This is a genomic window from Allomuricauda sp. XS_ASV26, from assembly GCF_041224615.1.
In the GTDB taxonomy this organism is placed as follows: Bacteria; Bacteroidota; Bacteroidia; order Flavobacteriales; family Flavobacteriaceae; genus Flagellimonas; species Flagellimonas alginolytica.
Genome location: NZ_JBGFGK010000027.1, coordinates 178,108 through 190,560, shown reverse-complemented (window position 1 = coordinate 190,560; position 12,453 = coordinate 178,108). Strand labels below are relative to the sequence as shown.

11 protein-coding genes are annotated in these 12,453 nt (G+C 41.5%); 5 read left to right on the top strand and 6 right to left on the bottom strand.

Annotated features, from left to right (window positions below; all coding sequences use genetic code 11):
- The first annotated feature begins 55 nt into the window (after nucleotides 1-55).
- Nucleotides 56-1,834 carry an arginine--tRNA ligase gene (argS, locus tag AB9K32_RS02480; RefSeq protein ID WP_369884262.1) on the top strand — a complete coding sequence of 593 codons (1,779 nt, stop codon included), beginning with the start codon at nucleotides 56-58 and terminating at the stop codon, nucleotides 1,832-1,834.
- A 158-nt stretch (nucleotides 1,835-1,992) separates the two neighbouring features.
- Here argS and AB9K32_RS02475 read toward each other — a convergent pair whose 3' ends face one another.
- From AB9K32_RS02475 to AB9K32_RS02465, 3 genes are all read right to left on the bottom strand, one after another.
- Nucleotides 1,993-4,560 (bottom strand): carboxypeptidase-like regulatory domain-containing protein, encoded by a 2,568-nt coding sequence (locus tag AB9K32_RS02475; RefSeq protein WP_369884261.1) that lies wholly within the window; start codon nucleotides 4,558-4,560, stop codon nucleotides 1,993-1,995.
- A complete protein-coding gene (locus AB9K32_RS02470; RefSeq protein ID WP_224837459.1) occupies nucleotides 4,538-5,452 on the bottom strand; it encodes a FecR family protein in 915 nt (304 codons plus the stop codon). Before AB9K32_RS02470 ends, AB9K32_RS02475 begins: the two co-directional genes overlap by 23 nt.
- 65 nt (nucleotides 5,453-5,517) lie before the next feature.
- On the bottom strand, nucleotides 5,518-6,018 hold the full coding sequence (locus AB9K32_RS02465) for an RNA polymerase sigma factor (protein ID WP_224837460.1): 501 nt from the start codon (nucleotides 6,016-6,018) through the stop codon (nucleotides 5,518-5,520).
- Nucleotides 6,019-6,132: 114 nt separating this feature from the next.
- Between AB9K32_RS02465 and AB9K32_RS02460 the strand changes: the two genes are divergently transcribed.
- The 3 genes from AB9K32_RS02460 to folD all read left to right on the top strand — a co-directional run bounded on the left by AB9K32_RS02460 (nucleotide 6,133) and on the right by folD (nucleotide 10,240).
- Nucleotides 6,133-7,893, top strand: a complete 1,761-nt coding sequence (locus tag AB9K32_RS02460) for a hypothetical protein (protein ID WP_369884260.1) — start codon at nucleotides 6,133-6,135, stop codon at nucleotides 7,891-7,893.
- A gap of 105 nt (nucleotides 7,894-7,998) precedes the next feature.
- Entirely contained in the window at nucleotides 7,999-9,327 is a 1,329-nt protein-coding gene (gene ffh / locus AB9K32_RS02455) for a signal recognition particle protein (protein WP_369884259.1), read from the top strand.
- Nucleotides 9,328-9,358: 31 nt separating this feature from the next.
- The gene (gene folD / locus AB9K32_RS02450; RefSeq protein ID WP_369884258.1) at nucleotides 9,359-10,240 is read left to right on the top strand and encodes a bifunctional methylenetetrahydrofolate dehydrogenase/methenyltetrahydrofolate cyclohydrolase FolD; all 882 of its coding nucleotides are present in this window, start codon (nucleotides 9,359-9,361) and stop codon (nucleotides 10,238-10,240) included.
- A 1-nt stretch (nucleotide 10,241) separates the two neighbouring features.
- Here the strand turns inward: folD and AB9K32_RS02445 are convergent, their stop codons facing one another.
- Nucleotides 10,242-10,394, bottom strand: coding sequence for a hypothetical protein (locus tag AB9K32_RS02445; protein WP_224837464.1), 153 nt, complete (start codon nucleotides 10,392-10,394; stop codon nucleotides 10,242-10,244).
- 119 nt (nucleotides 10,395-10,513) lie between these two features.
- On the opposite strand from AB9K32_RS02445, the gene AB9K32_RS02440 reads away from it, so the two are divergent.
- The gene (locus tag AB9K32_RS02440) at nucleotides 10,514-11,140 is read left to right on the top strand and encodes a DUF2306 domain-containing protein (RefSeq protein ID WP_369884257.1); all 627 of its coding nucleotides are present in this window, start codon (nucleotides 10,514-10,516) and stop codon (nucleotides 11,138-11,140) included.
- Between the two features lies 1 nt (nucleotide 11,141).
- Here AB9K32_RS02440 and AB9K32_RS02435 read toward each other — a convergent pair whose 3' ends face one another.
- Both AB9K32_RS02435 and AB9K32_RS02430 read right to left on the bottom strand, forming a co-directional pair.
- Nucleotides 11,142-11,564 (bottom strand): VOC family protein, encoded by a 423-nt coding sequence (locus AB9K32_RS02435; RefSeq protein ID WP_369884256.1) that lies wholly within the window; start codon nucleotides 11,562-11,564, stop codon nucleotides 11,142-11,144.
- Nucleotides 11,565-11,599: 35 nt separating this feature from the next.
- Nucleotides 11,600-12,439: an alpha/beta hydrolase gene (locus AB9K32_RS02430; protein WP_369884255.1), complete on the bottom strand. Its 840-nt coding sequence runs from the start codon at nucleotides 12,437-12,439 to the stop codon at nucleotides 11,600-11,602.
- Between the last annotated feature and the right edge of the window lie 14 nt (nucleotides 12,440-12,453).

Here is a 12,453-nt window from a genome sequence, read left to right as displayed (position 1 = left end):
TGACGGAAAAAGCCCAAAAAAATGCGTAGTTTTGCGCCCTTAAATGCCTTTTTAAATGAGTTTGCAGAACGATTTGACCCAAAACGTGATCGAGGCGGTAAAACAACTGTACCAAGTTGAGCTGCCAACAGTGGAGTTTCAACCTACCCGGAAGGATTTTGAAGGAGATATTACCGTAGTGGTATTCCCAATGTTGCGCTACGTTAAGGGTAATCCTGTGCAGATTGGAACAAAGATCGGTGAATACTTGGTAGAGCAGGTCGACGAGGTATCCAAATGCAATGTGGTCCAAGGTTTTTTGAATATCGTTATCGAAGAAAGCTACTATTTAAACTTCTTCAATTCCATTTTGGGCGAGGTGGATTTTGGTTATGTAACATCTCGGTCCGATGATGCGGTAATGGTGGAGTATTCGTCCCCGAACACCAACAAACCATTACACTTGGGGCATATTCGGAACAACTTATTGGGGTATTCCGTGGCAGAGATTCTAAAAGCCTCGGGCAAAAAGGTCTATAAAACCCAGATCATTAACGATCGGGGAATACATATTTGCAAAAGTATGCTGGCCTGGCAGAAGTTTGGTGAAGGAGAAACGCCGGAGTCTTCAGGTTTAAAGGGCGATCACTTGGTCGGAAAGTACTATGTTGCTTTTGATAAGGCCTATAAAGAAGAAATTACCGGTCTGGTAGATAAGGGCATATCCAAGGAAAGAGCAGAGAAAGAAGCGCCAATATTGCTCGAAGCCCAGGAAATGCTTCGTAAATGGGAAGCTGGCGATGATGAGGTAGTACATCTTTGGAAAAAAATGAACGGTTGGGTGTACGATGGTTTCGATATTACCTACAAAAATTTGGGGGTTGATTTTGATACCCTGTACTACGAGAGCGATACCTATTTGTTGGGGCGTGATGTGGTAAAGGATGGATTGGAACGTGGTATTTTCTTTAGAAAAGAGGATGGCAGTGTTTGGATAGATCTTACCGATGAAGGCCTGGATGAGAAAATTGTGTTGCGTTCGGATGGTACCGCGGTATACATGACCCAGGATATTGGCACCGCCATTCAACGGGTAACCGATTTTCCGGATATCAACGGAATGGTCTACACAGTGGGAAACGAACAAGATTATCATTTTAAGGTCTTGTTCCTTATTCTTAAAAAGTTGGGTTATGCATGGGCAGAACAACTGTACCATTTAAGTTATGGTATGGTAGATCTGCCAAGTGGCAAAATGAAGAGCAGGGAAGGAACCGTTGTGGATGCCGATGACCTTATCAAAAATATGGAAGATACCGCAGCATCCATTTCACAAGAATTGGGCAAGCTCGACGGTTATACCGAAGAAGAAAAAAAACAATTGTACCGAACCATAGGTTTGGGGGCACTTAAATACTATATATTAAAAGTAGATCCCAAAAAACGTATTCTTTTTAACCCGGAGGAATCCGTGGATTTTCAAGGAAACACGGGGCCGTTTATCCAGTACACCTATGCAAGGATACAATCCATTTTGCGCAAGGCTGATTTTGATCTCTCGACTGCGCTCGACATAACAATGGATTTGCACGAAAAGGAGAAGGAACTATTGAAACAGCTGCAATTGTTCCCTGAAACGGTACAGTTGGCGGCAGAAAACTATAGTCCAGCACTAATTGCCAACTATACCTACGAACTGGTCAAGGAATTCAACTCGTTTTATCAACAAGTTTCCATTTTAGGTGAAACGGACGAACAAAAGAAAACCTTTAGGGTATTGTTGTCCAAGAAGGTGGGCGAGGTGATTCAATCTGCCTTCCGCCTGTTGGGTATCGATGTGCCCGAGAGAATGTAGCAACTTACTTTTGCCGGAACGACATCTTTTGTTATTTTGAGTAGCTAACCTTAGCGTATTCGATGGTTTTATAAAAGTGCTTTAGGTATTTTTTGCGAATTATTTGAGTGCTCACAAATTTGCGTAGGCCGTTTAGGGCGCAATCGAAAAATCTCGATTTAAAAACTAACCCTAAAACTCACATTGGGCGTAATACCCAAAGAAAAATTTTCAATGGTTTCAATTTCATTGTCCTCGTTTACTCGATAGTATTTGTTCAGGGTGTTTCTTCGGTTGGTAATATTTAAAATGGAGAGTCCTGCATTGGCACGGATGGCCCTGCTTATCGAAAAATTATAGATAGCGGATGCATCGGCCCTAAAATATTCCGGTAGACGGCTATTGTTTGGCGATTGAAAATTGATTCTGGGCGGAAAGAATTCTTCATCAAGTCCTTCGTCCCCCTCAACAGGTTCCGTATAAGGCTTACCGGTTCGGTAATTGATACCCATACTCAGTTTTAGATTTTTGTAGGTGTAGGTGCTCGCAAATGTGACCGTGTGCCGAATATCCAAGTTGTTTGGGAAACGTTTGGGTACAATCGAATCGAACGTGTAGTCGTTTTTGTTGTACGCATAGCTCAACCATGTACTATAATTGTCCCCTTTTTTGTTGATAAGAAACTCTAGTCCCTTAACCTTGTAACTCCCAATTTCTCCGGAAAACTGATAGGGGTTCTGAAATCCTTGGGTACTTGTACTGATACCATCCACATTTTTGATAAACCCTTCAATACCGATATAAAAATTGTTCCTTTCGTAATTGAGTCCAACAGAACCTTGCTTGCTCTTGGTTACCGGCAGTGTATCATCGTTGGATAGGATCCATCGTCGTTTTTCGATACCCAAAAAGTTTTGCTCCAAATCTATCACCTGATTTGTGGCCTGGCTTTTAAATTCGCCCAATATTTCGGCTCTTACATAATTGGCCAGCTTAAAATTTAAATTGAGTCGTGGCTCTATTAGTAATTTTTTAAAAGTGTCCAGATTTTCCACAAAATTGAACCGTGCTCCCACTTTTCCAACAAACGTGTTGTCGGGCGAACTGTAATTCAGCTGGGAATAAGGGGCATGTGTTCGGATAACCCCTTTAATTTCGCTATTAAAATCCGGTTGATTGATTATGGTGGCATTTGTGATCCCCGTTTCAATATATTGGTAACCGTTGTTCCAACTAAATTGATCGTTGATTATATAGTTGGTATCGAACTTTAGTGCGTTTTCGGTGACCTGATTGTTCTGGAACAATTGCTGTACCCGATTGGCGAACACATTTTGTGCATCCAAATTATATTTGGAGTAATATAGATTGAGGTGGGAGGTAAACCTATCCGTCCATTGGCTTTGCAATTGCCCTCCAACGGAAATATTGTCTTGTTTTAATAGGCTAACATTGGTTTCGTTGGCATCGATATTGGTCTCTTCGAATTTTAAGTTGTTTTTAATATGAATGGCACTCAGTCTGATTTTGTGCGCGTTATTGAGGTCATAAAGAATTTTTCCTGAAAAATCGTAAAAGAAAAAATCTTCGTCCCTAGCAAATTCATCATCTACCGTATTGTTGTTTTGCAGGGTAATTTCACTATCCTGAAAGGCTCTGTTGATGAACTGTTTGTAGGTGGGAGTGCTCAAAAAATCGGTTGCAGAGCGACGTGCTGAGAACTGTATTCCCAAATTGGGTGCAATGGGAACTTCTGCGTAAACATCGCCACTGATCAAATTAAAGCCTGCACCACCTTTCCAGGTTTCGGTTATGGTATTGCTGGTTTCCATTTGGATCACACTGCTTACCCCATCGCCAAAATTGGATGGTGTTCCGTTTTTGTAGATGGTGACCTTATCTGTCTGGTATGGGTTGAAGGCTGAAATCAACCCAAAAAAGTGCCCTGATTGATACATTTTTATACCATTCCAAAGAATAAGGTTCTGGTCGTTCGTGCCACCTCGGACATTGATATCGGAAACGGTTTCGTCGATACTTTTTATGCCTGGCAAAGCTTGAACGGTTTGCAGGATATCGGGTTCGATCAGGCCGGGTAGAATACCGAATTCGGCAGTGTTCAAGGTTATGCTCGCATCATTTTCTTTAATAATTCCAGAAGTAAGATATTTATAAACGAATACTTCATCTAGTTGCTCATAATATTGGGCCAATAATATTTTGGGGCAATCACCTTGCTGCAAGAGCTTTTCTATGGGAACATATTTGGTGATATAGCCAAGGTATCTAATCTTAAGGGAACTGTTTCTGGGGATGTTTCTCAATATAAAAGAACCGTCCGAATCGGTTATTTTGGCGATTTTGGTCCCTAAAACTTCCACAGTGGCACCTATTACCGTATTCTCGGCAAAATTATCCAAGACCACGCCACAAAGATCCACTCGGTCGTTTTTGGTGATGGCGTAGTATCTATCATTCAATTTTTCCGTGTCGATATGGAAAGTACTTTCGATAAATGTTAGGATTTGCCCTAGCGTATTTAAGTTCTCGGGAATAGTAATATTGAGCCCTTCCAAATCCTTGTCAATGTAAGAAAACTTTACGTCGAATCTATTTTCCAAGGTTTTTAAATACGGGATAAGGCCAACGGAAGTCGGTTGTTTTTCCTGTGCATTAACATGGCAAAACAGAAAAAACAGTAAACCTAAGATGAGCCCAAAATGCTTATTGTAGTTTGTTCCCAGCATAAAAAAGTACGTTGTCTCCGTCTATTTTAAATCTTGTTTTGGAGGGTGTGCTTATACTTTTTAACGCCATATTTAGGTCTGTGTTGTTAAAAGACCCTGTAAATAAGAGGTTTGTGTCGATGTCTTTTGTGCTAACTTTAATGTTGAACTGCCTTTCCAGCTCGGCGAAGACGTAGGTAAGAGGAATGCTTTCAAAACTACTTTCGTTGTTCATCCAAGATGGAACAGTGCCTTCTGGGGTACCCGTGTTCACTATTTTACCGTTGACCACCATAAAAGCGCTACCTGCAGGTAGCTTGGTAACTTGTTCGTTATGGGTTACGCTGACCAACCCTTCGAAACAGGTTACCTCAAAAAAGCCATCTCTATTTTCCACATTGAACTGGGTTCCCAAAACAGCAACAGCTCCATGTTTTGTGGAAACAGTAAACTTTTTTCCTTTGGCAACCTTAAAAAAAGCTTCGCCTTCCAGTTCAATATTTCTGTTTTTGTCCCAATTCTTTTTACTGTAAGATATTCTGGATTCTGCGTTAAGGAAAACCTCTGAATTATCGGGCAGAACAACTTCGGAGCGTTCGGCGAATTCAGTTCTTACGCTTTCGTTAATTGTGCTGATATAAAAATACGAACCAGCAATCAAAACAGCGATAACCGCTGCCACTCTTAGAAATTTCTTGAACGGGTTAAGGGTAATGACCTTGGGAGTATTGTAAATTTGTTCATCTTTTAAGCGTTGCAAAGCAAGATCAGCATCAAATTCGGGTGCTGTTAACTTCTCGGAAGCGATTTTGAGCTTTTGGTACGAAGCATACTCCGGAGAACTCTCAAATTCCCTGAGTTCTTCACCGGAAAGCTCTCCACTAAGCCATTTTGCCAAATAATTTTCCTGCATGGTTTCTATGCTTTACTCTAGTTAAACAACTGATATAAAAAATACCCTACCTCTTAATTAATAAATTAAATGCCGTCGATATGTTCGCGCAAACTTTTAAGGGCCAAATGCATGCGTTTTTCGATTGCTTTTACGCTCACACCTTCCAATTCGGCAATTTCTGCATATTTTTTTCCATCCACGCGGTTCAATAAAAATGTAGTGCGTTGGTTTTCCGGAAGGGCGTTCAATGCATTGTCCAATTTTTCCTTGTATTCTTTTTCTTCCATCAAGAACTCAGGGGATTCATTGGTGCGGTCGTTAACCAGGCTGCCGGCATGTTTTAACCTTACCTTTTCTGCTTTTATTACATTCAAATACAAATTGTTGGCAACGGTGTAAACGTAAGATTTAGCCTTGTCGGGGCTAACTTTGGCGCAGTTCTGCCAAAGTTTCACAAAAGCCTCTTGTACGGCATCGTGGGCCTTTTCCTCATTTCCGAACTTGTAGAAAATAAAATTAAAGACAGTCCTGGAGTGTGTCTTAAAAACTTCACTAAAAATATGGTCTTCACAAACATTGTCCATAAACCCGAATTTGTTTACCCCTCCAAATATATTTGAAAAATTTTAAGGAAAAGTAGGGTTTTTTTTTAGAGTGTTGTTTCAATATTGAATTATAACCCCAAAAGTTCAGTTATTATGAAAAAGTTGATTAGCAATATATTGCGCGCAGCATTGGTTGTACTTGTTTTCAGTATGTCGGCATGCCAAGAAGAATATGAAGAAGTTGGCGGCGGCAACGAAGAACAAACTATAGCTGCTAACTCCTCAACGGCCATCTTGATCCAAAACACATCTTCCAATGATGGCTCCTACGACAATATCGTGGACGGTGCAAGCTGTTTTGCCGTTCAATTTCCGTATACCGTAAATGTAAATGGTGTAGAGGTCACCATAGATTCCAAGGAAGACCTTGAGGTTGTCGAAGAAATTTTTGATGAGCTTGATAGCGATCAGGACATTCTTGATATTATTTTTCCCATTGTGATTACCCTGTCGGATTTTAGTGAAATCAATATCGAAAGCCAAGATCAGTTGGAAGCGTTGGCCAGGGAATGTCTGGAAGGTGGTGACGACGACGATATCGAATGTATCGATTTCGTCTACCCGATCATTATGTTCAAATTTGATTTGCAAAACCAGGTCACCGGAGAATTTCAAGTGGAGAACGACAAAGAAATGAGAAGGTTTTTTGCTGATCTGGAGGACAATGAACTCATTAGTATCGAGTTTCCGATTACCCTTAAAAAATATGATGGAACAGAAGTTGTGATCAATGGCAACAGCGAATTGGCGGCCGCTCTGGAAATGGCCAAAAACGAGTGCGATGAAGATGACGACGATGATTATAACGATGATGATTTTACAGTAGAAGAATTGGACGAGCTATTGGTGGAGTGTCCATTACAGGTAAGGCAAGTGATCCGTAACGAAGTGGATAATACAGGCCAGTATATTGAGCGGTTGTTGACATTTAATGCGGATGGCACTGTGTATTTCTCAACTTCCACAACAGATCAGGTTGTGGGTACATGGAGTACGAGCAATACAGATCAAGGCGTACAGCTTGATTTAAATTTTCAAGACTTCCCGGATTTTACTTCCGAATGGTACGTTTACGAACTGGAAGAAGGAGTCATCAAACTATATAAAGATGGCGGTAACAAAATCGTGCTCAAAAGGTTTTGTGAAGACGATGGCAACATAAATAGGGAAGCATTTCTAAATCTACTTTTGGAATGTGAGTGGATCATAAAAGAGGTGGAGAACCAAGGAGAGGATGTAGAAAGGTTGCTAGGGTACGAGTTCCAGTTTACGGCCGATGGAAGCGTATCTCTGGGCAATGGCGTTACAACCATGCAGGGAACTTGGCAAGTTGGATTCAATAGCGAATACAAACTATCCTTGATGATTTCGATCGGGGACGAGCCAGGAGTAAGTTTTGAGTGGCCAATCAGGGAAATGCTGGAAACCCGCTTGGAGTTCGAAATTGAAGAGACTGACCACGAAATGGTACTCCTACGGGTATGTGACGATAGTGCCAATGATGGAGATGTGGCCGAAATTAGAAACATAGCCATGGGCGGAACCTGGAATGTAGCTTTGTATCAAGAAGGGGAAACGGATCTGACCGTTACTTATGCCGAAATGGATTTTAACTTTTCCGCCGATCACCAAGTAGAAGTGTCCATAAATGCCGATCCTATAGCCGAAGGACTATGGAGAATAGTTAGGGATTCCGAAGAAGGCTTAAAATTTTACCTCAACTTTGATTTCGAGTACGATTTGGGAGAATTGACCGAAGATTGGAAAGTTATTTCCATTACTTCAACCAGAATAGAACTAAAAGATGAGAGCGACGATGGTACAGTAGAAACCCTGGTTTTTGAAAAACCATAAGATTATCCCCAATCTTTTTTCCAAAAGAAGGACGGCTCACCCCAAAGCCGTCCTTTTTCTTTTATATTATTATTAAATTTGTGCCTCCTTTAAAACAAAGAACACATGTTCGATAATTTAAGTGAAAAATTAGATAAGGCATTACATGTCCTAAAGGGACACGGTCAGATTACGGAAATAAATGTTGCGGAGACCCTCAAAGAAGTCCGCAGGGCTTTGTTGGACGCCGATGTCAACTTTAAGATAGCAAAGGAATTTACCAATACCGTCAAGGAAAAAGCAATGGGTCAAAATGTATTGACCACGCTTCAGCCAGGGCAACTTATGGTAAAGTTGGTAAAGGACGAGCTCACCGAACTAATGGGCGGAGATGCAGAGGAAATGGATCTTTCCGGAAACCCATCCGTAATTTTAATGTCCGGTCTGCAAGGTTCCGGTAAAACCACTTTTTCTGGAAAACTTGCCAATTATCTTAAAAACAAGAAAACCAAGAAGCCCCTTTTGGTAGCTTGTGATGTATATCGTCCGGCGGCGATAGATCAGTTGCACGTAGTGGGCGATCAAATTGGCGTGGAGGTGTATTCCGATCGCGATAACAATGACCCTGTGGCCATTGCCAAGGCAGGTATTGCACACGCCAAGAGCGTCGGGTGCAATGTGGTGATCATAGATACCGCAGGTCGATTGGCCGTGGACGAGCAGATGATGACGGAGATATCCAACATCCATAAAGCCATTCAACCCCAAGAAACATTGTTCGTAGTGGATTCCATGACGGGTCAGGATGCCGTAAATACAGCTAAGGCATTCAACGATGTGTTGAATTTTGATGGAGTTATCCTAACCAAGCTCGATGGTGATACCAGAGGTGGTGCCGCCATATCCATTAAATCCGTGGTGGACAAGCCCATCAAGTTCATCGGTACTGGTGAAAAAATGGAAGCTATCGATGTGTTCCACCCATCACGTATGGCCGACCGTATCCTTGGTATGGGAGATGTGGTCTCCTTGGTGGAACGTGCCCAAGAGCAGTTCGATGAAGAACAGGCACGCAAGATCCAAAAGAAAATTGCCAAAAATAAGTTTGGGTTCGACGATTTCTTGAGTCAGATCCAACAAATCAAGAAAATGGGGAACATGAAAGACCTTATGGGAATGATCCCAGGTGCCGGCAAAGCATTAAAAGGCCTTGATATTGACGATGACGCCTTTAAACATATCGAAGCCATCATTCATTCCATGACCCCCGATGAGCGATCCACACCTTCCAAACTGAATGCCAGTAGAAAAAAACGTATAGCCGCAGGTAGTGGTACTTCAATTCAAGAAGTAAACCAATTGCTAAAACAGTTCGATCAAATGAGCAAAATGATGAAGATGATGCAAGGCGGTGGAGGCAAAAAAATGATGCAGATGATGCAGAACATGCGCTAACCCCAATCAAAAGATAAAACCAACACAATCCATGAAAATCCTTGACGGAAAAAAAGTATCCAACCAGATAAAAGAAGAAATCACCGTTGAGGTGGCCAAAATGAAACAGCAAGGGGAAAAAGTCCCTCATTTGGCAGCCGTTTTGGTGGGTAACGATGGTGCTAGCCTAACCTATGTAGGGAGCAAGGTAAGATCCTGCAAAAAAATAGGTTTCGAATCCACATTGATACATTTGCCAGAAGAAACCACCGAAGAAGAATTGCTAAAGCAAGTATATCAATTGAACAATGATCCAAATATCGACGGTTACATTGTGCAACTACCACTGCCCAAACATATTGATGAGGAAAAAGTTCTTATGGCCGTAGATCCGGATAAAGATGTGGATGGTTTTCATCCCACCAATTTTGGGAAAATGGCCTTGGACATGGAAACTTTTGTTTCGGCTACCCCATTCGGAATTATGGAGTTGTTGAAACGTTATCAGGTAGAAACCGAAGGCAAACATACCGTTGTAATCGGTAGAAGCCACATTGTAGGTAGGCCGATCAGTATTTTGATGAGCCAAAAAGGAAGTCCCGGAAATTCCACCGTAACCTTGGCCCACAGCAGGACCAAAAACCTAAAAGAGCTCACTCTACAGGCCGATATTGTAATTTCTGCCTTGGGCGTTCCAAAGTTTCTTAAGGCCGATATGGTAAAAGAGGGGGTTACCATTATCGACGTAGGGATTACCCGTGTTCCAGATAATACATACGAAAAAGGGTACTACATTACGGGAGATGTAGATTTTGAAAATGTCAGTAAAAAAGCATCCTACATTACCCCGGTACCCGGTGGCGTAGGTCCTATGACCATTGCAATGTTATTGAAAAACACATTGTTGGCAAGAGAGCGCCACAACGCCAAATAGGTCAGTCTGCGTTTTCCTGTTCTAATTGTAAAGCAGTTTGTTGCTCTTCCTCGGGGTTTATGATCTGAAAATCCGTATCGTCTTCATCATTGGTGCAACTGGACACGGCCATACCGGAAAAGATCAAGGTGATCAAGAGTAGAATTGTCTTCATAATTGTAGGATTTGGGCAAGGCATAAGGGCCTAATCATTGCATTTATAACGAATTACCTTGTAAATTCTTGTTTTTATCCCCAAATAATCGATAACTTACTTCTTGCAAAACCAATAATATGGCTCAATCGGTACGGAATAAAGCGGCATGGGTGGTCTTCGTTTTATTGGCCATTGGTATTGGTCTATACCCATTAATTTACCTATTTGCAACGGAGGAGTTTGGTATCTTAATGAACAAATCGGATGAGTTGCTGTCCAGTACTTTATGGAATTTCGCCTTTTATGGACATATCAGTTTTGGAGGTTTGGCTTTGATGATCGGTTGGTTGCAATTTGTAAAAAAAATAAGGACCAAACGATTGCTGGTACATCGCAATGTAGGTAAGGTTTATATAGTCTCGGCAGTGGCAAGCGGTCTATGTGGTGTTTATCTTGGTTTTTTTGCTACAGGAGGTATAGTTTCTTCAATAGGGTTTATTTGTTTGGGCGTTATTTGGTTGTTTACGACCATAAGGGCCTATATTGCAGTTAAAAACAAAGATCTATCGCTACACCAAGGATTGATGATTTACAGCTACGCGGCATGTTTTGCTGCGGTCACTCTACGGATTTGGTTGCCTATCCTGACCTTGATTTTTGGAGAATTTGTATTGGCCTACAAAATAGTGGCTTGGTTGTGCTGGGTGCCCAATATGATCTTTGCTCATTTGTGGGTTCGCAAAAAAGGGTTGAACCTGGTATAGCTTATTTTGCAAACAATTGTCCCATATCCTTAAAGGCTTTAAATTCAAGGGCATTACCGGCAGGATCTAAAAAGAACATGGTGGCCTGTTCCCCGGGCTCACCCTTAAATCTAATGTAGGGCTCTATTACAAATTCGATTCCTTTTTTGATCAAACCTTTGGAAAATGTCTCAAAGGTATCCCAGGGCAATACAACACCGTAGTGGGGTACAGGAACATTTTTCCCATCTACTGGGTTGGTGTGGGTCTTTTCGTCCGATTTAGGCTTGTAATGAATTACAAATTGGTGACCAAAAAAGTTGAAATCTACCCAATGTTCGGCACTTCGACCCTCTTCGCAACCAAGAACATCTCGGTAAAAAGTGCGGCATTCTTCCAAATTATGAACAGGTACGGCAACGTGAAAGGGTGTTATGCTTTGCATGGTCTCTATTTTTTATGAAAAATAGAACAACTTTTTTAACCCTCCAAAAATGAAATGATCTGGTCGTTTATATTGTCTTGGTGCATCGAATGGCCAAGCCCTTCTGTGCTTATCAATTTGCTGTTTTTCCATTTTTCACTTACCGATACCGATGCATTGTAGGGTGCTATCTTGTCTAGTTTATCATGAAAAAGCAAACCTTTTTTACTGATGGACTGGGCAAATTCCGCTGTAGAAAATTGGTCGATTTTAAACCCAAAACGATTTTCGATATAATTGTCCAGATTCTTCATTACCCTATTGTTCAATTTTAACAAATCTTGAAAATGGTCGATAAAATCCTGGATATGGGAAGGGGCTCCAATCGTGATTATCTTTTCAACGGAATCTTTGGGATTTTTATATTGGTTGTAAACAATGGTCATCCCGCCCATGGAGTGGCCGATAAGGTGCTTAGGGTCGTGTTTTAGCACCATGTAGTTTACCACTTCTTCATATAGTGGTACGTATAGATGTTTCCCGGAGGAGTACCCATGCGAAGGAGCATCAAAAGCAATGATATTAAAATCGGCTTCCCTTAATTTTTTGATTAGGTTGCGCCATCTATAGGTGTTGCTCTCCCATCCATGTACCAGCAAAACGGTTTCTTTGTTTCCGGGCCAATGGTAGGTCTGTATTTGATGTCCCACAACTTTTTCAATAGTAAACTTGGCGCCGTTCAAAAAATCGGCCTGTTCCGGTTTAACCCTTCCCTTTCTTACTGTGCTGAACGTATGAAAGGCACTTTGGGCCGCTTTTTTCGGAGCTATCCATGTATAGGCATTGTAGTACTGCCCATAGACCAATGGAATTATTTTGTTAAGTGCTTTTTTCATTTGGGGACAAGGAT

What these genes read in the sequence shown, in the direction of transcription:
- argS (WP_369884262.1), top strand. Translation starts at nt 56, where the DNA reads ATGAGTTTGCAGAACGATTTGACCCAAAACGTGATCGAGGCGGTAAAA.
- AB9K32_RS02475 (WP_369884261.1), bottom strand. Translation starts at nt 4,560, where the DNA reads ATGCTGGGAACAAACTACAATAAGCATTTTGGGCTCATCTTAGGTTTA.
- AB9K32_RS02470 (WP_224837459.1), bottom strand. Translation starts at nt 5,452, where the DNA reads ATGCAGGAAAATTATTTGGCAAAATGGCTTAGTGGAGAGCTTTCCGGT.
- AB9K32_RS02465 (WP_224837460.1), bottom strand. Translation starts at nt 6,018, where the DNA reads ATGGACAATGTTTGTGAAGACCATATTTTTAGTGAAGTTTTTAAGACA.
- AB9K32_RS02460 (WP_369884260.1), top strand. Translation starts at nt 6,133, where the DNA reads ATGAAAAAGTTGATTAGCAATATATTGCGCGCAGCATTGGTTGTACTT.
- ffh (WP_369884259.1), top strand. Translation starts at nt 7,999, where the DNA reads ATGTTCGATAATTTAAGTGAAAAATTAGATAAGGCATTACATGTCCTA.
- folD (WP_369884258.1), top strand. Translation starts at nt 9,359, where the DNA reads ATGAAAATCCTTGACGGAAAAAAAGTATCCAACCAGATAAAAGAAGAA.
- AB9K32_RS02445 (WP_224837464.1), bottom strand. Translation starts at nt 10,394, where the DNA reads ATGAAGACAATTCTACTCTTGATCACCTTGATCTTTTCCGGTATGGCC.
- AB9K32_RS02440 (WP_369884257.1), top strand. Translation starts at nt 10,514, where the DNA reads ATGGCTCAATCGGTACGGAATAAAGCGGCATGGGTGGTCTTCGTTTTA.
- AB9K32_RS02435 (WP_369884256.1), bottom strand. Translation starts at nt 11,564, where the DNA reads ATGCAAAGCATAACACCCTTTCACGTTGCCGTACCTGTTCATAATTTG.
- AB9K32_RS02430 (WP_369884255.1), bottom strand. Translation starts at nt 12,439, where the DNA reads ATGAAAAAAGCACTTAACAAAATAATTCCATTGGTCTATGGGCAGTAC.